This is a genomic window from Aeromonas sp. TW 6, from assembly GCF_013168745.1.
Classification (GTDB): Bacteria; Pseudomonadota; Gammaproteobacteria; order Enterobacterales; family Aeromonadaceae; genus Aeromonas; species Aeromonas caviae.
On record NZ_JABERS010000006.1, the window covers coordinates 79,827 to 98,705 of the forward strand.

General features: G+C 62.8%; 24 protein-coding genes. 13 read left to right on the top strand and 11 right to left on the bottom strand.

What is annotated here, in order from left to right:
- Positions 1-2: 2 nt before the first annotated feature.
- From lptA to HKD46_RS04625, 4 genes are read right to left on the bottom strand one after another with little or no spacing between them, the layout of a single operon-like run.
- Positions 3-521: a lipopolysaccharide transport periplasmic protein LptA gene (lptA, locus tag HKD46_RS04610; protein WP_010675873.1), complete on the bottom strand. Its 519-nt coding sequence runs from the start codon at positions 519-521 to the stop codon at positions 3-5.
- On the bottom strand, positions 508-1,068 hold the full coding sequence (gene lptC, locus HKD46_RS04615) for an LPS export ABC transporter periplasmic protein LptC (protein WP_069785530.1): 561 nt from the start codon (positions 1,066-1,068) through the stop codon (positions 508-510). The genes lptA and lptC overlap by 14 nt, the downstream gene beginning before the upstream one ends.
- On the bottom strand, positions 1,065-1,619 hold the full coding sequence (kdsC, locus tag HKD46_RS04620) for a 3-deoxy-manno-octulosonate-8-phosphatase KdsC (RefSeq protein ID WP_041211851.1): 555 nt from the start codon (positions 1,617-1,619) through the stop codon (positions 1,065-1,067). Before kdsC ends, lptC begins: the two co-directional genes overlap by 4 nt.
- A complete protein-coding gene (locus tag HKD46_RS04625) occupies positions 1,619-2,614 on the bottom strand; it encodes a KpsF/GutQ family sugar-phosphate isomerase (protein WP_029314845.1) in 996 nt (331 codons plus the stop codon). The genes kdsC and HKD46_RS04625 overlap by 1 nt, the downstream gene beginning before the upstream one ends.
- Positions 2,615-2,820: 206 nt before the next feature.
- On the opposite strand from HKD46_RS04625, the gene mlaF reads away from it, so the two are divergent.
- From mlaF to murA, 7 genes are read left to right on the top strand one after another with little or no spacing between them, the layout of a single operon-like run.
- The gene (gene mlaF / locus HKD46_RS04630) at positions 2,821-3,621 is read left to right on the top strand and encodes a phospholipid ABC transporter ATP-binding protein MlaF (RefSeq protein WP_069785529.1); all 801 of its coding nucleotides are present in this window, start codon (positions 2,821-2,823) and stop codon (positions 3,619-3,621) included.
- Complete coding sequence (gene mlaE / locus HKD46_RS04635; RefSeq protein WP_010675878.1) at positions 3,621-4,400, top strand: lipid asymmetry maintenance ABC transporter permease subunit MlaE; 780 nt, start codon at positions 3,621-3,623, stop codon at positions 4,398-4,400. The genes mlaF and mlaE overlap by 1 nt, the downstream gene beginning before the upstream one ends.
- 7 nt (positions 4,401-4,407) lie before the next feature.
- On the top strand, positions 4,408-4,905 hold the full coding sequence (mlaD, locus tag HKD46_RS04640; protein WP_010675879.1) for an outer membrane lipid asymmetry maintenance protein MlaD: 498 nt from the start codon (positions 4,408-4,410) through the stop codon (positions 4,903-4,905).
- Between the two features lie 2 nt (positions 4,906-4,907).
- Positions 4,908-5,540: a phospholipid-binding protein MlaC gene (gene mlaC, locus HKD46_RS04645; RefSeq protein ID WP_039040470.1), complete on the top strand. Its 633-nt coding sequence runs from the start codon at positions 4,908-4,910 to the stop codon at positions 5,538-5,540.
- Complete coding sequence (locus HKD46_RS04650) at positions 5,537-5,809, top strand: lipid asymmetry maintenance protein MlaB (protein ID WP_042015861.1); 273 nt, start codon at positions 5,537-5,539, stop codon at positions 5,807-5,809. The genes mlaC and HKD46_RS04650 overlap by 4 nt, the downstream gene beginning before the upstream one ends.
- A complete protein-coding gene (gene ibaG, locus HKD46_RS04655) occupies positions 5,809-6,066 on the top strand; it encodes a BolA family iron metabolism protein IbaG (protein WP_010675882.1) in 258 nt (85 codons plus the stop codon). The genes HKD46_RS04650 and ibaG overlap by 1 nt, the downstream gene beginning before the upstream one ends.
- A gap of 19 nt (positions 6,067-6,085) precedes the next feature.
- A complete protein-coding gene (gene murA, locus HKD46_RS04660) occupies positions 6,086-7,342 on the top strand; it encodes a UDP-N-acetylglucosamine 1-carboxyvinyltransferase (RefSeq protein WP_134996883.1) in 1,257 nt (418 codons plus the stop codon).
- A gap of 163 nt (positions 7,343-7,505) precedes the next feature.
- Here murA and HKD46_RS04665 read toward each other — a convergent pair whose 3' ends face one another.
- Both HKD46_RS04665 and glpX read right to left on the bottom strand, forming a co-directional pair.
- On the bottom strand, positions 7,506-7,757 hold the full coding sequence (locus HKD46_RS04665; protein WP_010675884.1) for a YkgJ family cysteine cluster protein: 252 nt from the start codon (positions 7,755-7,757) through the stop codon (positions 7,506-7,508).
- Positions 7,758-8,005: 248 nt separating this feature from the next.
- Entirely contained in the window at positions 8,006-9,016 is a 1,011-nt protein-coding gene (glpX, locus tag HKD46_RS04670; RefSeq protein ID WP_039040467.1) for a class II fructose-bisphosphatase, read from the bottom strand.
- A gap of 218 nt (positions 9,017-9,234) precedes the next feature.
- Here glpX and HKD46_RS04675 point away from each other — a divergent pair, with 218 nt between their 5' ends.
- Positions 9,235-10,293: a porin gene (locus HKD46_RS04675; protein ID WP_029313567.1), complete on the top strand. Its 1,059-nt coding sequence runs from the start codon at positions 9,235-9,237 to the stop codon at positions 10,291-10,293.
- Positions 10,294-10,375: 82 nt separating this feature from the next.
- Here the strand turns inward: HKD46_RS04675 and HKD46_RS04680 are convergent, their stop codons facing one another.
- Entirely contained in the window at positions 10,376-10,855 is a 480-nt protein-coding gene (locus HKD46_RS04680; RefSeq protein WP_161646688.1) for a GNAT family N-acetyltransferase, read from the bottom strand.
- A gap of 272 nt (positions 10,856-11,127) precedes the next feature.
- Between HKD46_RS04680 and HKD46_RS04685 the strand changes: the two genes are divergently transcribed.
- The 3 genes from HKD46_RS04685 to HKD46_RS04695 all read left to right on the top strand — a co-directional run bounded on the left by HKD46_RS04685 (position 11,128) and on the right by HKD46_RS04695 (position 15,070).
- Positions 11,128-13,170, top strand: coding sequence for a TonB-dependent siderophore receptor (locus HKD46_RS04685; protein ID WP_161646687.1), 2,043 nt, complete (start codon positions 11,128-11,130; stop codon positions 13,168-13,170).
- Between the two features lie 65 nt (positions 13,171-13,235).
- Positions 13,236-13,856, top strand: coding sequence for a PepSY-associated TM helix domain-containing protein (locus HKD46_RS04690; protein WP_042015357.1), 621 nt, complete (start codon positions 13,236-13,238; stop codon positions 13,854-13,856).
- Positions 13,857-14,032: 176 nt separating this feature from the next.
- Positions 14,033-15,070 (top strand): acyltransferase, encoded by a 1,038-nt coding sequence (locus HKD46_RS04695; RefSeq protein ID WP_161646686.1) that lies wholly within the window; start codon positions 14,033-14,035, stop codon positions 15,068-15,070.
- Here HKD46_RS04695 and HKD46_RS04700 read toward each other — a convergent pair.
- The gene (locus HKD46_RS04700) at positions 15,042-15,398 is read right to left on the bottom strand and encodes a helix-turn-helix domain-containing protein (protein WP_161646685.1); all 357 of its coding nucleotides are present in this window, start codon (positions 15,396-15,398) and stop codon (positions 15,042-15,044) included. The genes HKD46_RS04695 and HKD46_RS04700 overlap by 29 nt on opposite strands.
- A gap of 121 nt (positions 15,399-15,519) precedes the next feature.
- Here HKD46_RS04700 and HKD46_RS04705 point away from each other — a divergent pair, with 121 nt between their 5' ends.
- A complete protein-coding gene (locus tag HKD46_RS04705; protein WP_039040460.1) occupies positions 15,520-15,825 on the top strand; it encodes a monooxygenase in 306 nt (101 codons plus the stop codon).
- On the opposite strand, the gene HKD46_RS04710 is transcribed toward HKD46_RS04705, so the two are convergent.
- Positions 15,806-16,336: a GNAT family N-acetyltransferase gene (locus HKD46_RS04710; RefSeq protein WP_043154613.1), complete on the bottom strand. Its 531-nt coding sequence runs from the start codon at positions 16,334-16,336 to the stop codon at positions 15,806-15,808. The two genes, HKD46_RS04705 and HKD46_RS04710, sit on opposite strands and share 20 nt — an antisense overlap.
- Before the next feature lie 45 nt (positions 16,337-16,381).
- Positions 16,382-16,996 (bottom strand): outer membrane beta-barrel protein, encoded by a 615-nt coding sequence (locus tag HKD46_RS04715; RefSeq protein WP_161646684.1) that lies wholly within the window; start codon positions 16,994-16,996, stop codon positions 16,382-16,384.
- A 201-nt stretch (positions 16,997-17,197) separates the two neighbouring features.
- On the opposite strand from HKD46_RS04715, the gene HKD46_RS04720 reads away from it, so the two are divergent.
- The gene (locus HKD46_RS04720; protein ID WP_010672675.1) at positions 17,198-17,836 is read left to right on the top strand and encodes an exopolysaccharide biosynthesis protein; all 639 of its coding nucleotides are present in this window, start codon (positions 17,198-17,200) and stop codon (positions 17,834-17,836) included.
- Between the two features lie 63 nt (positions 17,837-17,899).
- Here the strand turns inward: HKD46_RS04720 and HKD46_RS04725 are convergent, their stop codons facing one another.
- Complete coding sequence (locus HKD46_RS04725; protein WP_041214332.1) at positions 17,900-18,790, bottom strand: sensor domain-containing diguanylate cyclase; 891 nt, start codon at positions 18,788-18,790, stop codon at positions 17,900-17,902.
- Positions 18,791-18,879 lie beyond the last annotated feature (89 nt).

Consider the following 18,879-nt stretch of genomic DNA (forward strand, 5'->3'; position numbering starts at 1 on the left):
TCCTACTTCTTCTGATCGGCGGGTTTGTCAAAGTTCTCCACCTGATCCGGCAGGAACACCGTCTTGACGCGCTGGGTGGGCCCCTTGCTCTCGGCAATCATCTTCTGCTTGACGATGTCGTAGCGAATGAGATCGCCGGTCACCTGGCTGTCTTCCTGCTTGAGCTGGCCATTGCCGGTGATGGTCACCAGCCGGTTCTTAAGCTCGTAGCGGATGCTGTTGCCATGGGCATTGACCGGTTTGCCGTTGTCCAGCACCTGGAAGAAGGTGGCTGGGTTGCCATACGCGGTCATCACCTCGGCGCCCTTGTCGCCGGAGCGGATCACCACCACCTTGTCGGCCTTAATCTTGATGGTGCCCTGGGTGATGATGACATCCTCGCTGAAGGTAATGCGGTTGTCCTGCATCTCCGCCACCTGCTTGACCGCATCCACATAGACCTTCTCGGCAAAGTCGGACTCTTTGGCATTCAGGGAACCGCACAGCAACAGGGCCGTGAGGGCCAGATTAACGTTTTTCATTGAAATAAGTGGCATGGCCTTTATCCAGTAACTCGAAATATTTACGTTCCAGGTGACCCTTGAGGCCAACGCCCTCGGTCTGGAACTCCTGGCCCACAATGCTGATGTGCTGGTTGCTTCTCATCCCCTGCGTCACCAGATCCAGCTCCAGATAGGAGGTATCCAGCGTGGAGATGAAGGAAGCGGGCAGCAGACCGTCCAGATGCACCTTGTCACGGAGGATCACATTGTCATCGGTGTTGAGCACCCCGGTTTCGGCCGTCAGCTTCCATTCGGCCGCGCCCTTGTCATCGAACATGTAGACCACCGGCCTGGTGAAAGTGGCCTGCTCGAGTACCTGGTAGTACTCCGCATATTCGGATTCCAGCCGCTCGGTGCGCTTGCCCTGCTCGTTGAAGCGGGTCGTCACCAACTCTCTGGCGGTGAAGTCCGGTTGAAAATTTTCCGTCTTGGTGGTCGGCTCGGGGACCAGCTCGATCTCCCCCAGCTGCCAGGCCGCCAGCGCAGCCAGAAACAGCAGGCCGAACAGCACAGTCTGTTTGTTCATCGCGACGCCTCGGGTTGATAGTCAGCCAATCCCTGGGCCTGCAAGATCAGGTCGCACACCTCGCGCACGGCCCCGACGCCACCGCCAAGCCGCGTCACCAGGTCCGCCTTCGCCAGCACAAGCGGATGGGCGTCGGCAACGGCGATACCCAGGCCGCAAGCCTGCATCACCGGCAGATCGATGGTGTCATCTCCCATATAGGCGGCTTGCGATGCATCCAGCCCGAGCTTGGTCAGCAAGGCCTCGAAGTGGGGCAGCTTTTGGTCTGCACCCTGCACCAGGTGCTGGACTCCCAGACTCTTCATGCGATCGCTGACGATGCGGGAGTTTCGCCCCGTGATGATGGCAATCTCGATGCCCGCATTGAGCAGGGCACGCATGCCGGCACCGTCACGGGTGCAGAAAGTCTTCAGCTCTTCGCCGTTATTGCCCATATAGATGAAGCCGTTGGAGAGCACCCCATCCACATCGCACACCAGCAGGCGGATCTGCGCCGCCTTCTCGTACTGGCTGCGCGTCACCGGACCATAGAGGGTCGGTACGTCTTGCATCAAATTACTCCGGCTTTCAGCAGGTCATGCATGTTGAAGGCACCCAGCGGGTGTCTCTCCCCATCCACGACCAACAACCCGTTGATTTTCCTGGTTTCCATCAGCTTGACGGCCTCGGCAGCCATCATCTCAGGCCCTACGGTAACACAGTTCACCGTCATGACGCGGCTGATGGGGGTGTGATGAATATCCACCTGCAGGTCCAGAATGCGGCGCAGGTCACCATCGGTGAACAGACCGGCAAGCAGCCCTTGATCGTCCACCACCGCCGTCATGCCGAGCCCCTTGCGGCTCACTTCCAGCAGCGCCTGGCTGATGGTGGCATCTATCCCCACCTTGGGCAACAGCTCGCCGCTGTGCATCAGATCGCCCACTCGCAACAGCAACCGCTTGCCGAGGGACCCGCCCGGGTGCGACAGCGCAAAGTCATCGGCGGTGAAGCCACGGGCCTCCAGCAGGGCCACGGCCAGCGCGTCCCCCATCACCAGGGTGGCGGTAGTGCTGGATGTCGGGGCCAGACCGAGGGGGCAGGCCTCTTTCTCCACCTTGATGCACAGGTGCACGTTGGCCTCTTTCGCCATGGTGGAAGCAGGATTGCCTGTCATGCAGATGAGTGGAATGCCGCGGCGCTTGAGCACCGGCAGCAGGGCCAGGATCTCGTCGCTCTCGCCGGAGTTGGAAATGGCGATGATGAGATCCCCGGCTGAGATCATGCCGAGATCCCCGTGGCTGGCCTCGCCCGGGTGCAGGAAGAAGGCGGGCGTTCCCGTGCTGGCCAGGGTCGCGGCAATCTTGTTGCCGATATGACCCGACTTGCCCATGCCGGTCACCACTATCTTGCCGCCACAGCGCAGCACCATCTCGCAGGCGCGCTCGAACGCCTCGTCAAGGTACTGGTAGAGTCCATCAATGGCTTGTTTTTCTATGTCCAGCACCGCTCGGGCGCTGCGACGGAAATCGAACAATTCAGACACTTTTTCAGGCTTTACAGACATAAAGGCACAGCTCCGGGCCGAAATTTGCTGCGGGATTATAAAAAAGTCTGCCGAGATAAGCGAATCGGATGCGGAATGGGCGGTCATTGACGCAGGTTGTTACATAAAACTGTCGCGTACTTGGGGGGGAAACCCGCTCAATAGTTGTTCCTCGCTGTTGCTTAGACCTAGACTAGCCCATAAAATTCGCTCTTCATTTATACCGGATGGACAATTGTTTGAACGATGACCTGATCACCATCTCCGACCTGACCTTCAGTCACGGGGATCGGCTGCTGTACGACAGGATCAACCTGACCATTCCCCGTGGCAAGGTCACCGCCGTCATGGGTCCGAGCGGGATCGGCAAGACCACCTTGCTGCGCCTGATCGGGGGCCAGCTCAAGCCTGAGTCCGGTCAGATCCTGTTTGACGGGGAAGACGTTCCCACTCTCTCCCGTTCACGCCTGTACGAAGTGCGTAAACGGATGAGCATGCTGTTCCAGAGTGGCGCATTGTTCACCGGCATGACCGTATTCGACAACGTGGCCTTCCCGCTGCGGGAGCACTCCGGCCTGCCGGAAGAGCTGATCCGCACCATCGTCATGATGAAACTGCAGGCTGTCGGTCTGCGCGGGGCGGCCAAGCTGATGCCGTCCGAGCTCTCCGGTGGCATGGCGCGTCGCGCGGCCCTGGCGAGATCCATCGCGCTGGATCCGGATCTCATCATGTATGACGAGCCCTTCGTGGGACAGGACCCCATCACCATGGCGGTGCTGGTGAAGCTCATCAAGGAGCTCAACGATGCCCTCGGCATCACCTCCGTCATCGTCACCCACGACGTGAAGGAGGTGCTGAGCATCGCCGACTACGCCTACATCATCGCCAACCGCAAGGTAGTGGCACACGGCACACCGGAGCAGCTGCGCGAGGAGCACAATCCCGAAGTCGAGCAGTTCCTCAAGGGATTGCCCGACGGTCCTGTTCCGTTTCATTTTCCGGCAGGCGACCTGCTACAGGATCTGTGATGTTGACAAGTCAGATAAGCAAGCTGGGCCGCAGCGGTGTGCGTTTTATCAACGCCGTCGGCCGGGCAACCATCATGCTGTTTCATGCACTGGCAGGACGACCCCAGCCACGCAAGCACTTCCCGCTGCTGGTGCAGCAACTGTATGTGGTGGGAGTGCAATCCGTCGCTATCATACTGGTGTCAGGCCTCTTCATCGGCATGGTGCTCTCCCTGCAGGGTTACAACGTATTGAAGGATTTCGGCGCAGAGCAGAGCCTGGGGCCTCTGGTTTCCCTCTCCCTGCTCCGTGAGCTGGGTCCTGTGGTCACCGCCCTGCTGTTCGCCGGTCGTGCGGGCTCCGCCCTCACCGCCGAGATCGGCCTGATGAAGGCCACCGAGCAGCTCTCCAGCCTGGAGATGATGGCGGTCGATCCGCTGCGTCGGGTCGTGGCACCCCGCTTCTGGGCCGGGGTCATCAGCATGCCGCTGCTGGCCTTCATGTTCAGCCTGATCGGCATCTTTGGCGGCAAGCTGGTTGGTGTCGACTGGCTGGGGGTGGACGAAGGCAGTTTCTGGTCCGCCATGCAGGCCTCCGTCGACTGGCAGGACGACATCATGCAGGGCGCCATCAAGAGCCTGATCTTCGCCCTGGTGGTGACCTGGATAGCGCTCTTCAACGGCTATGATGCCAAACCGACCTCGGCCGGGATCAGTCAGGCGACGACCCGTACCGTGGTTCACTCATCCCTGGCCGTGCTCGGTCTGGATTTTATACTCACCGCAGTCATGTTTGGATAAGGGAAAGATGAAGTTCAGCAAAGTAGAATTTCTGGTTGGCGCCTTCATGCTGGCTGGCATCGCGGCCATTCTGGCATTGGCACTGCAAGTGGCGGGATTGAGTTTCAAACCGGAAGGAGAAACCTATACCCTGCGCGCCCATTTCGATAATATCGGCGGCCTGAAAGTACGCTCGCCGGTCAAGGTCGGCGGCGTCGTCGTCGGTCGTGTCAGCGACATCACCCTGGATCCCAAGAGCCAGGTCCCCATCGTTTCCCTGCAGATGCAGAAGAGTGCCGGCGAGTTTTCCGAAACCAGCACCCTCTCCATCCTGACTTCTGGTCTGCTCGGTGAGCAGTACATCGGTCTGGCACCGGGGTTCAGCGATGAGGAGATGGGCACCAGCATGCTCAAGGATGGCGACATGATCGAAGACACCAAGTCCGCCATCGTGCTGGAAGATCTGATTGGCAAGTTCCTCTACAGCCAGTCCTCCCCGGCCAACACACCCGCAACCAAGGAGTAACCATGTTCAAGAAGATCGCCCTGATGCTGGGTCTGATGACCAGCATGCTGTTCTCCCTCGTCGCCCGTGCGGATGTCAATACTTCGGACCCCTATGCCCTCGTGGATCAGGCCGCCCAGCAGACCTTTGCCCGCCTGAAGGCCGATCAGGCCCAGGTGAAGAGCAACCCCGATCACCTGCGCGTCATCATCCGCGAGGAGCTGCTGCCCTACGTGGACAACCGCTTCGCCGCCTACAAGGTGCTCGGCAACCAGATCAAACAGACGACCCCTGCCCAGCGTGACGCCTTTGTGGACGTCTTCACCGAGTACATGGTGAGCTCCTACGCGGACGCCCTGGCACACTTCGACAAGCAGACCGTCAAGGTCCAGCCTGGCAAAGCCGCCGAGAGCAACATCACCGCCGTCAACGTCAGCGTGAAAGAGGCCGGCAAGCCGGACATCTTCCTCGAGTTCAAGCTGCGCAAGAACAACAAGACCGGCGAGTGGAAAGCCTTCGACATGGTTGCCGAAGGGATCAGCCTGCTCTCTGCCAAGCAGAACGAGCTGGGTGGCCTCATCCGCCAGAACGGCATCGATGCGGTGATCGCCCAGCTGCGTGAACACAACGCCAAGCCGCTGGTGATCAAGTCATGATCCTGAGCGGTGACTTGCAGGCCCCGCAGGTCAACGATCTGTGGCAACGCCGCGCCGACTGGTGGCAGGACGACCGGCTCGAACTCGATGCCGTCACTACCCTGGATTCCGCCGGCCTTGCCCTGCTGGTCAAGTGGGCCAAGGCGGCACTGGCACGGGGTGCCACTCCGACACTGGTGGGTGCCTCCAACGATTTCCATACGCTGGCCAACCTTTACGGGGTGGCCAGCCTCTTTCATTCAACCCCGCTCACAACTGAGGACTCATAATGCAAGTCTCTGAAATTGAAGCGATACTCCTCGAGGCTTTGCCATTGTCCGAAGTCCATGTCAAAGGGGACGGCAGTCACTACCAAGTGATCGCCGTCGGCGACATGTTTGACGGCATGAGCCGGGTCAAGAAACAACAGGCCATCTATGCCCCGCTGATGGACAAGATCGCCACCAACGAGATCCACGCTCTCTCCATCAAGGCCTATACCGACGCCGAGTGGAAACGCGAGCGTAAATTCCAGCTGCCCTCCTGATTTGGTAAAGAAGTAAACCATGGACAAATTCAAGATCACCGGCCCCTGCACCCTCTCCGGTGAAGTGACCATCTCCGGCGCCAAGAATGCCGCCCTGCCCATCCTGTTTGCCACCCTGCTGTGTGACGAAGAGGTTCAACTCTCCAACGTACCGCGCCTGAAAGACGTGGGTACCACCCTCAAGCTGCTGGAGATGCTGGGCGCCACCACCAAGGTCAACGGCAACGTGACCGTGCTGACCGGCGCGGTAAACAATCATGTCGCCCCCTACGAGCTGGTGAAGACCATGCGTGCCTCCATCCTGGCCCTGGGCCCGCTGGCAGCCCGCTTCGGTGCAGCAGACGTCTCCCTGCCCGGCGGCTGTGCCATCGGTGCCCGCCCGGTCAACCTGCATGTTCACGGCCTGGAGCTGATGGGCGCGAAGATCGTCATCGAAGAGGGCTACATCAAAGCCCGCGTCGACGGCCGCCTGAAAGGTGCCCACATCCTGATGGACATGGTTTCCGTGACCGGTACCGAGAACCTGATGATGGCCGCCACCCTGGCTGACGGTCGCACCGTGATCGAAAACGCCGCCCGTGAGCCCGAGGTGGTCGATCTGGCCAACTTCCTCAACGCGCTGGGCGCCAAGATCCAGGGCGCCGGCACCGATACCCTGACCATCGACGGCGTAGAACGTCTGCACGGTGGCAGCTACAGCGTGCAGCCCGATCGCATCGAGACCGGCACCTTCCTGGTGGGCGCCGCCGTGACCGGTGGCAAGATCACCTGCCGCAACACCGACCCCAGCCTGCTGGAAGCCGTACTGGTCAAACTGGAAGAGGCTGGCGCCCTGATTGAAAAGGGTGACGACTGGCTCACCCTCGACATGACAGGTCGTACCCTGAAACCTGTCACCATCAAGACCGCCCCCTACCCGGCGTTCCCGACCGACATGCAGGCACAGTTCACCGTGCTGAACGCGGTCGCCCAGGGCACCGGCATGGTCACCGAGACCATCTTCGAGAACCGCTTCATGCACGTGCCCGAGCTGGTACGGATGGGTGCCGACATCGAACTGCAGGGCAATGTGGCCATCTGCCGCGACACCCAGCAGCTCAAGGGTGCCCAGGTGATGGCGACCGATCTGCGCGCCTCCGCCAGCCTGGTGCTGGCCGGCTTCGTGGCCGAAGGGGCCACCATCGTCGATCGCATCTATCACATCGACCGTGGCTACGAAAACATCGAGCACAAGCTGCAAGGCCTGGGTGGTCGCATCGAGCGCATCAAGGAATAAGCTGGCTTCACCATGAGCCGACGATAAAAAAGGCCCCCTCGCCAGGCGAGGGGGCCTTTTTCATGACTCCGAATGGCGGCACCCCCTTCTCCCCTTGCGGGAGAAGGGGCGGGGATGAGGAGGACAAGCAGACACACTTTCCCCAAGGGAGAGGGTCAAGGGCTCAGGCGGTCAGCCGCTCCAGCTCGCCGATAAGCCAGATGGCCTCCTGGCGATGGGAGCCGCACACGTCCGCCATGGGGCGAAAGCCGCCGCACACCGCCGGGCGCTCCGGCTGACCGAAGATCTTGCACCCCAGGTGCGCATCGAGCTGCACACAGGGCACACCGGCGGGCTTGCCATCCGGCATGCCGGGAATGGCACTGCTGATGCTGGGGGCGATGCAGCAGGCACCGCATCCCTGACGACATTCCATGTGATTTTTCCTCTGTGGGGCACCGCAGTGTAGCAAGGAGTCCGGTTTCTCCTAAGCCTTATCCCTGCCCGGGCATCCTGGCGCCCTGCAGAGCGCAAAAAGCCCGGCAGTGCCGGGCTTTTTGCTGCGGGAGTCAGCACATCACAGGATGATGTCGCGTACCACGCTGTCCTTGCGATCCAGGAAGTGGATCGACTTGATACGACGGCATGAGAGTACGTGACTTGCCGCCACCGCCATCCTCCTGCTTACAGGATGATGTCGCGTACCACACTGTCCTTGCGATCCAGGAAGTGGATCGACTTGATACGACGGATGGTGCGCGATTTGCCGCGGATCAGCAGGGTCTCGGTGGTTGCCATGACGCCGTCGCTGGTGATCCCTTCCAGCAGATCACCCTTGGTGATGCCAGTGGCCGAGAAGATGACGTTGTCATTCTTGGCCAGATCTTCGAGCTTGAGCACCTTGCTCACGTCGATGCCCAGCTCCTCGCAGCGCGCGATCTCCTGTTCACCCAGGGCGCGAACCTCGGGGCTGTCACCCTTGACCTGGTGGCGGGGGATCAGGCGAGCCTGCATGTCGCCGTCCAGGGCACGGATCACCGCCGCCGAGATCACCCCTTCCGGCGCGCCACCGATGCCGTAGAGCATGTCCACTTCGCTGTCCGGCAGACAGGTGAGGATGGAAGCGGCCACGTCGCCGTCGGGAATGGCGAACACCCGCACTCCCAGACCCTGCATCTCCTTGATCGCCTTGTCATGACGCGGCTTGGCCAGGGTGATGACGGTCAGACGGGAGAGGGGCTTGCCGAGCGCCTTGGCCACGGCCTTGAGGTTCAGCTCCAGGGCCTGATCGAGATCGATGGCGCCTCTCGCCTTGGGGCCCACGATCAGCTTTTCCATGTACATGTCGGGGGCCTTGAGGAAGGATCCCTTGTCGCCCACCGCCAGCACGGCCAGGGCATTGGCCTGACCCATGGCGGTCATGCGGGTCCCTTCGATGGGGTCGACCGCGATGTCCACGGCGTCGCCCTGACCCGTGCCCACCTTCTCGCCGATGTAGAGCATGGGGGCTTCGTCGATCTCCCCTTCGCCGATCACAATCTCGCCATCGATCTGGATCTGATTGAGGATGTGACGCATGGCCGCCACGGCCGCGCCATCGGCGATATTCTTGTCACCACGTCCGAGCCACTTGTAGCCAGCCAGTGCAGCCGCTTCCGTCACTCGGGAAAATTCGATTGCCAGTTCACGTCTCATCGCATATCCAACCTTAGGAGCTCGAAAACGGGCGGCATTCTACCACAAGGGCAAACCTTTGCGCGTAAAAGTGGCGACCAGCCACATAAATCCCGGTTTTCATCCCGCTGACATGGAACCGACACGGTTTGTTCATTGCACGGTCACCCGACTGTCATCTGTCACTTCTAGCATGGCCCCGTCTTTTAAAACAAAAGCTTGCAACACAAGGGATCATGATGAAAAAGCTGACAGTAGTAGCATTGGCTCTTACCGCCGCCTTCCAGGCTCAAGCCGTCGAAGTGTACAAAAACGAGAGCACCCTGCTCGACCTCTACGGCCGCATCTACGCCGGCCAGTTCTTCGGCGAGAAGAAAGAGCTGGACGCCAACGGTGACATCAAGAACGAATACAGCGACAAGCAGGGGGCCAACCAGTTTGTCCGTCTGGGCGCCAAGGTAGAGAGCGAGATCAACCCGGGTCTCAAGGCGCTGGCCCAGTACGAACTGCAGATGTACATCAACGACAGCGAGAAGACCGTCAGCGAGAACTCCGACAACCTGCGTACCCGTCTGGCGTTCGCCGGTGTCGGCGCCAACTGGGGGACCGTCACCTTCGGTCGCCAGAAGGGGGCTCCTGGCTTCCTGGCGGACTGGACTGATGTCTCTCTCTCCGACGGTTACGGCAACGAGGCACTGGGCGCCAAGACCGACACCTTCGCCACCAACCGCGCCGGCTCCGTGCTGAAGTACTCCGGCCTGTTCAACGGTTTCCAGGTTGATACCAGCTACAAGTTCGATGGCGGTGACACCGAAGAGACCTCCAGCAAGGACAGCGATGCCGCCTACGGTGCCGCCGTGGCCTACACCTTCCCGTTCAACCTCTCCCTGGGGACCGCCTACAACGTGGGCATCCGCGACAAGAGCGGTGAAGAGGATGCCAAGCTGTGGCTGCTCTCCGCCAAGTACGACAACAAGGCCCTCTACGCCGCCCTGAGCTATGCCGACGGCAGCGACTTCCTGGCCACTGGCAAGGATCACACCGGCTGGGAAGGGGCGCTGGGTTACAACTTCGAGAGCGGCTTCGGCCTGATGGCCCTGTGGAACAAGCAGAAGGTGGAGCAGGCTGGCAAGTCTGACTACGACTCCATCGACTACTACACCCTGGGTGCCCAGTACAAGTTCAACAAGAACCTGCGCGTCATCGGCGAGTACCGCATCAACAACCTCGACAGCCATGACAGCGGCAAGCTCAACACCAAGGATGACTTCCAGCTGGCGGCCCGCTACGACTTCTAAGTCGGCAACCACCTGACGACACGGCGCGCAGAGCACTCTGCGCGCCGTTTTTCATTTGGGAAGATCGCGTTGTCACTGAGGCTCAGAGCTTCTTCTGCCAGAACATGGCCCGGCCCACCTCGGGATCGAGCTCATAACCCGCAAAGCCGCTGGCACGATAGGCAGCCTGGGCCACCTTGTTCCCCTCCAGCACCTCCAGGGTCAGCTTGCAGCAACCGAGCTCCCGGGCGAGCCGCTCCGCCTCCGCCAACAGCTGCTTGCCGATGCCGTGGCCGCGATGGGCAGGGTGTACCGCCACGTCGTGGATATTGAGCAGCGGCTGACAGGCGAAGGTCGAGAAGCCCTCGAAGCAGGTGGCAACGCCAGCGGGCTCCCCATCGACCCAGGCCAGCAGCACATGGGCACCGGGTCGCGCGGCCAGGGCGTCGGCCAGATTCGCCTTCACCTCGTCCGCCAGCGCACTGCCGCCCCCCATCTCGTCCCTGGCGTATTCGTCCAGCATCGCGATCAGCGCCTCGCCGTGGCGAGGGTTGTGCAGATCCGCCCTGATGATCTCGACCATGTTTCTCTCCCTGTGTGTTCCGGATGGTGCGCCAAGGCGTGAGGCCACCATGGTAGCGTCCCCTCCGAACCGAACCAAGATTCCCCCGGCCTTTTCCCCGAGGTTCCAGCCCCCTCAGTGCCTGCCCGCCAATGATCTCTTTTTCTTGCATCTTCTCCTTGCAAGGTAAATGAAAATCAATATCATTAGCAACCTCTCGCGATGAGAGAAATCAATAATTACAAATAAATCAACAAGTTCAGGCCGATTGGTCGACAAAGAGTCACACCCAGATGAACCATTCCAACCCCCCGCGCGCCTTGCTGGGCGTCGCCTTGCTGGCGGTTTGCACCAGCCCCCGTGCCGAAGACGAAACTCTGACCGTGGTCGGCAAACGCAGCCAACATGAAGAGGTCGCCACCGCGACCCGTACCGCCACCCCGGCCAAGCTGGTGCCCCAGAGCATCGAGAGCGTCAAGGCAAGCGAGCTGACCGCCTTCGGCCAGCCCACCCTGAGTGAAGCCCTGACCGGCATCCCCGGCGTCAACGCCAGCGGCGACACCCGCTTTGACGGCGTCACCATCCGCGGTTTCAGCGCCAGCAATGACTTCTACCTCGACGGCCTGCGCGACGACATGCAATACACCCGCGACCTTGGCAACATCGAACGGGTCGAAGTGCTCAAGGGCCCCGCCGCCGTGCTCTACGGCCGTGGCAGCACGGGCGGCATCGTCAACCGGGTCAGCAAGGTTCCCCAGAAGGGGCAGGCCTCCAGCGTCAGCGCCCAGGTCGGCAGCTTCGACAGCCGACGCTTCGCAGCCGATCTCAACGGCGAGGCAGGAGAGCGGGTACAGGTGCGCCTGAACCTGGCCCAGGAGGACAAGGAGAGCTTTCGCGACGACGTGACCAGCAAGCGCACCCTGCTGGCCCCCTCCGTCAACTGGGAGATCACCGACACCCTGAACTGGCTGGTGCAATACGAGCGCAACGAGCACGATCGCACCCCGGATCGCGGCATTCCCGGCGTCGATGGTCGCCCGGCGGATGTCCCCATCGAGAGCGTCTACAGCGACACCCGCCGCGACTTCATCGACGATGTGGCCCAGTCCACCCGCTCCCGCTTTACCTGGGACATCAACGATCAGTGGCAACTGCGCCAGCAGCTCGGCTACACCACCCTCGACAGCCAGTTCGACAATACCTATGTCACCAGCGTCAAGGGTGACAAGGTGACCCGCGCCCGCTGGCAGCAGGATCTCAAGGCCAGCAGCCTCACCAGCAACACCGAGGCGGAAGGCCAGCTGCAAACCGGTCCCATCGCCCATCGTCTGCTGGTGGGCCTGGAGCAGGGCTGGCAGGATCGCACCCCCAAGCTCTACCAGAACGCCAGCCCGATCCCGGCAGGCAACCTCTATGATCCGGGCTCCCTGCCCACCTACGACGGCGCCATGAAACTCTCCAGCGACGCCCATCACAGGGTGCGCGGTGTCGGCCTCTATGTGCAGGATCAGCTCAGCCTGGGCGACTGGCACCTGCTGGCAGGCCTGCGCCGCGACGACTTCACCGTCACCAGCCGCCGCAACGACCTCGACAAGGAAGAGACCCTCTCGGTCACCAGCCTGAGTCCGCGCCTGGGCCTGGTGTGGAACCCCATCGAGGAGCATGCCTTCTACACCTCCTACAGCAAGACCTTCACCCCGGTGGGCGGTGAGCTTATCGGCATCACCCCGGGGGACAAGAACAACAACCTGGATCCCCAGCACACCCGGCTCTATGAAGGGGGCGTGAAGAGCGACTGGCTGAACGGCCGCCTCGCCACCACCCTCTCCCTCTACCGGCTGGAGATGTACAACAAGCGCAGCAAGGATCCGCTGGATCCCACCCGGGTGATCCTCACCGGTCTGCAGCGCACCGACGGCATCGAGCTGAGCGCCCGTGCCCAGCTGACCGACGAGATCTATCTGCGCGGCGGCGTCGCCATCCAGGATGCCGAGCAGGTCAAGGCAGACGCGGACCTGCAAGGCAAGCGGCCGATGAACGTCTCCCGCCAGAACGGCCAGCTGTTCGCCGGCTACCAGAGCGGCAAGCAGGGCTGGTTCGGCGAGACTGGGGTGACGGCGGTGGGGGATCGCTTCGCCGACAACGCCAACACCACCACCTTGCCCGGTTACGCCCGCTTCGACGCCCGTGCCGGCTATCGCTGGCCCCAGTGGGAAGCCCAGCTGAGCGTGGAGAACCTGACCGATCACGACTACTTCGTCAGCGCCACCAGCGCGGCCCAGATCATGCCGGGCACGCCCCGTCAGCTGCACCTGACCGCCGCCTACCGCTTCTGATCCTCCCTGTTTACCGACCCCTCTGGCCAGCGTTCGCTGGCCAGATTGTTATGAAGCACCGAACGATGACACGCAGAAAACTCCCCCTGCACAACAACAAGTGGGTGCGCCGCATCCACGCCTGGGCCGGCTTTGCCACCCTCACCCTGATGCTGCTCTACGGCCTCACCGGCCTCTGGCTGCAACACAGGGCCGTGCTGCCCCTGCCCGGTCCCCACACCGCCAAATCGAGCGAAGAGATAGTACTGAGCACGCCGCTGGCCAGCCCGGATGAACTGAAAGCCCTGCTGCAACAGCGTTATGCAGACATGTTCGAGGAGGGGCGACCCCAGATCACCCCGCCCCAGACCCTGCCCACACCATCCGGCTCTCTCACCCTGCCGGCCCGCTGGGAGCTGCGCGGCGTCACCCTCAGCCAGAGCGTGGCCGCCAGCTATGTGGAAGGCACTCTGCTGGTGCGCACCGAGCTGCAGCAGGCCAACTTCGCTGCCAGCCTCAACCGGCTACACCGTGGCATGGGCACCGGCCTGCCCTGGCAACTGGTGGGAGATCTGGCGGCCCTGGCCATGCTGCTGCTGGCCCTCACCAGCCTGCTGATGTGGAACAAGCTGCACGGCCCCGCCGGTCGCGGCATCGCCCTGCTGCTGCTGGGCGCCCTGGTCACCGTGCTGGTGGCCCTGCTCTAGCCCTTTTACCGACACCAAAACGGGATCCTGCTCCCGGCGGCGGTAACCTTGCCCGCACCTCGGGTAACAAAGGGTAACCGGCCGCCGATGGGGGTCACAGTTGGCGACCAGGCGGCTGGATAGGGAACGCCTGCGGCTGATAGGGTGCGCCCAGCTCCCGAACGCCACGAGGAATCATGCGCATCTCCAGCATCGAATGCGGGCGAGTGGTGGCCATCCTGGCCGTGATGACCATCCATCTCTCCCCTTTCAGCAACCCCTTCGACCCCGCCCTGTGGGACGGCACGCCCTACCCTCTGGTCGGGGCCGTCATCAACCAGCTCTGCCGCTTCGCGGTGCCGCTGTTCTTCCTGTGCGCCGGTTACTTCTTGCAACCCGCCCTCGCCGCGGGCCACCCGCTGACGGTCGCACTGCGCTACTGCCGACCCCTGCTGGGACTCTGGCTGGCGTGGAGCCTGCTCTACGTGCTGATACCCTTCAACCCGCTCGCGGCGGTGAGTGAGGGCTACCTGCCCGCCATGGCAGGCCAGTGGCAGATGCAGCTCGGGGATCATCTCAACGTCTGGTGGGTGGGCGGCATGATCCACCTCTGGTTCCTGCCCGCCCTGATGGTGGCGGTGCTGATCCTGGGGCTCTGCCAGCAGGCCCGCCTGCCAAGGCTGGCCCTGCTGCTGGGGGCCCTGCTCTACAGCCTGGCCCTGATCGGTGGCTCCTATGGCCCGCTGCTGCCGGGGGGCGAGTGGGCCCTGCTGACCCGCAACGGCCCCTTCTTCTCCTTGCTGTTCGTGGCTCTCGGCGCCGAGCTGCGCCTGCGTGCCTGGCAGCCGGACGCCAGGCGCTGCGCCCTGATGATGATGGCGGGGATGGGGCTTTATGCCCTGGAGGCCGCAGGTCTGCTGCGCGTTGCCGCCGTCCCCCTCGCTCGTCATGATTTCCTGCTGGGTTCGCTCCCCTGGGCGCTGGGGCTGTTCGGCCTGCTGCTGGCCAACCCCGCATGGGGCAAAGGCAGCTGGCTGGAGCGCCAGGCCTCCAAGGTGCTCGGCCTCTACTGTCTGCACATGATGCTGGTGGTGTGGCTGATGATCTTCGGCCCCCAGGGCAAGCAGGTGTGGTGGGAACTCCTCAAGGTACCCGCGCTGCTGGCGCTCACTCTGCTCGGCTACCGACTGCTGGCGGCCACCGCCCTCAGCCGCTGGTTGCTGCGGGCTCGCTAGAAACAGGACCCTGACCAGCCAGCAGAATGACGTGGTTCAGCGCAAAATCGTGCATCTGCTGGAGCAGGGGGATCAGGGCGACGCCAAGCGGGCTCAGGCTGTACTCCACCCTGGGCGGTACGTCGGGGTAGAGGGTGCGGATGATGACACCGTCGCTCTCCAGCTCCTTGAGCTGGGCGGTGAGCACCTTCTGGCTCACCTCGGGCAGGCAGCGGCGCAGGTCGCCAAAGCGCAGGGTCTGTTCGCGCAGATGAAACAGAATGGCCGGCTTCCATTTGCCGGTCAGCAGGCGCAATACCTGATAGGCGGGACAGGGCAGTGAGGACACGGTATGGCTCGTGAGTGGTTACTTTGCGGTAACTATGCCACGAAAATGTGCCTTCTTGCAGCCAAGATGCCGGCTTCCTATGATGCGGATTCCGTCAATCAACGCCCACGAGAGGTTTATCATGCCCAGCCTGCTGCAGATCCATTTCAACTTCCCCGCCGAGATGATGGGACCGGCCCTCACTGCTGCGGCCATGCCGCTGGCCGACTCCATCACCCGGGAGCCGGGCTTCATCTCCAAGATCTGGACCGAGAACCCGCGCACCGGCGAGGCGGGCGGCATCTATCTGTTCGAGGATGAGGGGAGCGCCCTCGCTTACGCCACCATGCATGAGCAGCGGGTGCTCGCCATGGGCGCCAGCGCGGTGCAGTACAAGGTGTTCGACGTCAACGAGCCCCTCAGCCGCGTCACGCGCGGTCTGGTGTGATCCCCTCGCCCAGCAGTAACCGGTAGCTGGTATCCTGCTGCCAGATGAAGCCCAGCCGCTCAAATAGCCGCTGGCTGGGCAGATTGTTCGGTTCGATATCCGCAAGCAGGGTGATGATGCCAAGCTGGCGGGCATAGGCGATCAGGGCGCTCAGCGCCTCCCCCATCAGACCTTGTCCCCAGTGGCTGCGGGCCAGCATGCAGCCCACCTCCGCCTGGCGCAGGCTGGCGCCGGCCGCAAAGCTGTGCAAGCCGCAGGTGCCCACCAGGCGGCCGCTGCCGCGTAACACCAGCCCCCACTCCAGCGACTCGCCGCCAGCCAGCAACCGCTCGACGCTAGCCAGCATCTGCGACACGGTGGCAAGGGAGGGAAACGGCGGCTCCCCGACGAAGCGCATCACCAGGGGATCCCCGTAGATGGCGAAGAGATCGGCAGCATCCCGCCCATCGAAGGGGCGCAGTCGCCCCCTTGGGGTCAGCAGTACGGGCAGTTCACGGGGCAGGGATGGCACGGAGTCGTATCGCCTTGTCTGGTCAAAGGAGTTCCATCATGAGGCTCAGAACCTCAGGGTCAAGCCGATATTGGCCTGCCACTGGGTGAGCAGCTCCCCCCTCACCCGAAAGGCGCAGATCTCGGGGTTGCAGAGAAACTGGCTGTCGTCGTTGACCAGGGCACCATAACCGCGCACCTCGGCCCGCACAGCCAGATGTTCGGTCAGGCGCGGCTGCACCCCGAGGGCCAGGGACATGGAAGGGGCCGTCTCGCTGTCGTAGGCATCGAAGCGGGTGACCCCGATCCCGGCACCGATATAGGGGGCCATCAGGTTGTCCGAGAGAGTCAGGGCCCCGGCAAACTGCAGGGTGTCCACCGTCAGCCTGTCGGGCAGTTCGGGGGACACCCGGGTCGACTGGTGGCTGTAGAGCAGCTCCACCATGCCGGGGTCATCCACCTCCCTGCTGATGAAGAGCCCCCAACTGCCGGAGCGCTCCCCTTGCAGGGTGTCGATGTCGCTCCCGTGCGGCGTGGGTGCCGGCTCGTCCATGGCCCGAAAGTCGATGGCCGAGCTGTATCCCGCAAAGGGAGTCAGCTGCCAGCCCGTCGCCGGGGGCTCGGCTGCCCAGCCCGCCAGGGGCAGCAGCAGCCCCGGCACCATCCCCATCGCTCCTCTCATGTGCTCATCCTTTGGTGAAAAGACCTGCGCAAAGCATATCAGAGCGCCCGTCTCTCACACTGGACGGGGGCTGTACCAGCCCCATTGCCCCGCTCCCGATGGAAAAATCTGTGCTCCCCGGGGTTATTCATCCGGGATTAACCTCGGCCCCGTAAGCTGGCGGCGCCACAGCGGTGGCATCAACAAACGAGGATCTCAGGAATGGTTGCCGCGCAACTCAACGACCCCCAAAGCACGCTCTCCGATACCCTGAGGGCCACCGCCCACGCCATCGAGGAGAGCCACATCAGCCTGCGCCAGATGCTGGCCCTGGTGGGCGAGCAGGGCATGCTGCTGTTTTGCGTGCTGCTCACGGTTCCCTTCCTGCTGCCGGTCTCCATTCCCGGCGTCAGCACCCCCTTTGGCCTGCTGATCCTCTTCATCGGCATCGGCATCACCCTCAACCGGGTGCCCTGGCTGCCCGCCTTCCTGATGGAGCGCCGCTTCGCCGCCGAGCACCTCAAGCCGACCCTGCACAAGGGGGCGGATCTGCTGGCCCGCATCGACCGCTTCATCCGCCCGCGCCTGCTCATCCTGACCGGCAGCGTGACCATCAACCGCTGCAACGGCCTGCTCATCATGCTGGCCGCCCTGCTGCTGATGCTGCCGCTCGGCGCCATTCCCTTCACCAACGCCATGCCCGCCTGGGCCATCCTGCTGCTGGCCATCGGCATGTTGCAGCGGGACGGTCTCTTCGTCGCCCTCGGCTATGCTCTGGTCGCCGCCACCCTGGTCTGGTTCAGCGCCCTGGCCATCGGCCTGCTGATGGCGGGGCAGAATATCTCGACCCTGTTCGGCTGATCTGGCCCGGCCAAATGAAAGAGGGCGACCCCGGGTCGCCCTCTTTCCTGTTCACTGCGCCCCTCAGGGCGCCCCATCGTGGGCCACCCGGTTGCGCCCGCCCCGCTTGGCCCGATAGAGCCACTCGTCCGCCCGGGCCAGCACGGTGCCAAGATCCTCTCCCGGCCGGATCAGGGTGGTGCCCAGACTCACGGTCACGGGGGCGGGATCCGGCGCCATGGCCGCCACTGCGGCGCGGATCCGCTCCGCCACCTTCAGCAATATCCCCTCGTCTATCTGCGGCAGCAGGATCAGAAACTCCTCGCCACCGCTGCGCACGAAGAGATCCTCCCCTCGCAACTGGGCAGAGACGCACTCGCAGACCCGGCACAAGACCTTGTCTCCGGTCTGGTGGCCGAAGCGATCGTTGATCTGCTTGAAGTGATCGAGATCCAGCATGATGAGGCCGGTGAGATGCTGCCCCTGCACCTTATGGTGATACTGGTCGAAGAAGAAGTGGCGGTTGTAGAGGCCGGTGAGCTGATCCGTCTCCCCGAGCCGCTTGAGCCGCTGTTGCAGCTCGTGCTGGCGGGTGATGCTGCGGGTCATCCAGGCCACCGCCCGCTTCCCCTCATATAAAGAGGGCAAGGGCGCTATCTTGCCCTCGAAACGCTGCATTCCCTGGGGCCCGGCGTCAGCGTCGATGCCGTCCACCTCGGCGGGGGAGAGGTCATACTCCACCACCTGCACCTGGCCGCTGGCGAGGGCCTGAGCCACCTGCGCCATCACCCACTGCGCCTTGTCCTCGGGCAGCACGTCCAGCAGTTGTCTGCCGATCAGCGGGTTGCCGTTCTGGTAGGACTGCTGCTCCATCCCGCCGATGTACTCGATGTAGTAGCCATCTTCGCTGAGGATGAAAACGGGATCCGGCAACTGGGCCATCACTTCGTAGAGTTGTGCCACTGAGAGCGCCATCCGAGCTCCTTGCTATCCGTGGGAGTGGGTCCCTGTACTCCTGTTATACAAGACTCATGGAGTATCGCACAGGGGCAGAAAGCTGCCTG

Bases quoted from the DNA above. Each gene is read 5' to 3' on its own strand.
- lptA (WP_010675873.1), bottom strand. From the start codon at position 521: ATGAAAAACGTTAATCTGGCCCTCACGGCCCTGTTGCTGTGCGGTTCC.
- lptC (WP_069785530.1), bottom strand. From the start codon at position 1,068: ATGAACAAACAGACTGTGCTGTTCGGCCTGCTGTTTCTGGCTGCGCTG.
- kdsC (WP_041211851.1), bottom strand. From the start codon at position 1,619: ATGCAAGACGTACCGACCCTCTATGGTCCGGTGACGCGCAGCCAGTAC.
- HKD46_RS04625 (WP_029314845.1), bottom strand. From the start codon at position 2,614: ATGTCTGTAAAGCCTGAAAAAGTGTCTGAATTGTTCGATTTCCGTCGC.
- mlaF (WP_069785529.1), top strand. From the start codon at position 2,821: ATGGACAATTGTTTGAACGATGACCTGATCACCATCTCCGACCTGACC.
- mlaE (WP_010675878.1), top strand. From the start codon at position 3,621: ATGTTGACAAGTCAGATAAGCAAGCTGGGCCGCAGCGGTGTGCGTTTT.
- mlaD (WP_010675879.1), top strand. From the start codon at position 4,408: ATGAAGTTCAGCAAAGTAGAATTTCTGGTTGGCGCCTTCATGCTGGCT.
- mlaC (WP_039040470.1), top strand. From the start codon at position 4,908: ATGTTCAAGAAGATCGCCCTGATGCTGGGTCTGATGACCAGCATGCTG.
- HKD46_RS04650 (WP_042015861.1), top strand. From the start codon at position 5,537: ATGATCCTGAGCGGTGACTTGCAGGCCCCGCAGGTCAACGATCTGTGG.
- ibaG (WP_010675882.1), top strand. From the start codon at position 5,809: ATGCAAGTCTCTGAAATTGAAGCGATACTCCTCGAGGCTTTGCCATTG.
- murA (WP_134996883.1), top strand. From the start codon at position 6,086: ATGGACAAATTCAAGATCACCGGCCCCTGCACCCTCTCCGGTGAAGTG.
- HKD46_RS04665 (WP_010675884.1), bottom strand. From the start codon at position 7,757: ATGGAATGTCGTCAGGGATGCGGTGCCTGCTGCATCGCCCCCAGCATC.
- glpX (WP_039040467.1), bottom strand. From the start codon at position 9,016: ATGAGACGTGAACTGGCAATCGAATTTTCCCGAGTGACGGAAGCGGCT.
- HKD46_RS04675 (WP_029313567.1), top strand. From the start codon at position 9,235: ATGAAAAAGCTGACAGTAGTAGCATTGGCTCTTACCGCCGCCTTCCAG.
- HKD46_RS04680 (WP_161646688.1), bottom strand. From the start codon at position 10,855: ATGGTCGAGATCATCAGGGCGGATCTGCACAACCCTCGCCACGGCGAG.
- HKD46_RS04685 (WP_161646687.1), top strand. From the start codon at position 11,128: ATGAACCATTCCAACCCCCCGCGCGCCTTGCTGGGCGTCGCCTTGCTG.
- HKD46_RS04690 (WP_042015357.1), top strand. From the start codon at position 13,236: ATGACACGCAGAAAACTCCCCCTGCACAACAACAAGTGGGTGCGCCGC.
- HKD46_RS04695 (WP_161646686.1), top strand. From the start codon at position 14,033: ATGCGCATCTCCAGCATCGAATGCGGGCGAGTGGTGGCCATCCTGGCC.
- HKD46_RS04705 (WP_039040460.1), top strand. From the start codon at position 15,520: ATGCCCAGCCTGCTGCAGATCCATTTCAACTTCCCCGCCGAGATGATG.
- HKD46_RS04715 (WP_161646684.1), bottom strand. From the start codon at position 16,996: ATGAGAGGAGCGATGGGGATGGTGCCGGGGCTGCTGCTGCCCCTGGCG.
- HKD46_RS04720 (WP_010672675.1), top strand. From the start codon at position 17,198: ATGGTTGCCGCGCAACTCAACGACCCCCAAAGCACGCTCTCCGATACC.
- HKD46_RS04725 (WP_041214332.1), bottom strand. From the start codon at position 18,790: ATGGCGCTCTCAGTGGCACAACTCTACGAAGTGATGGCCCAGTTGCCG.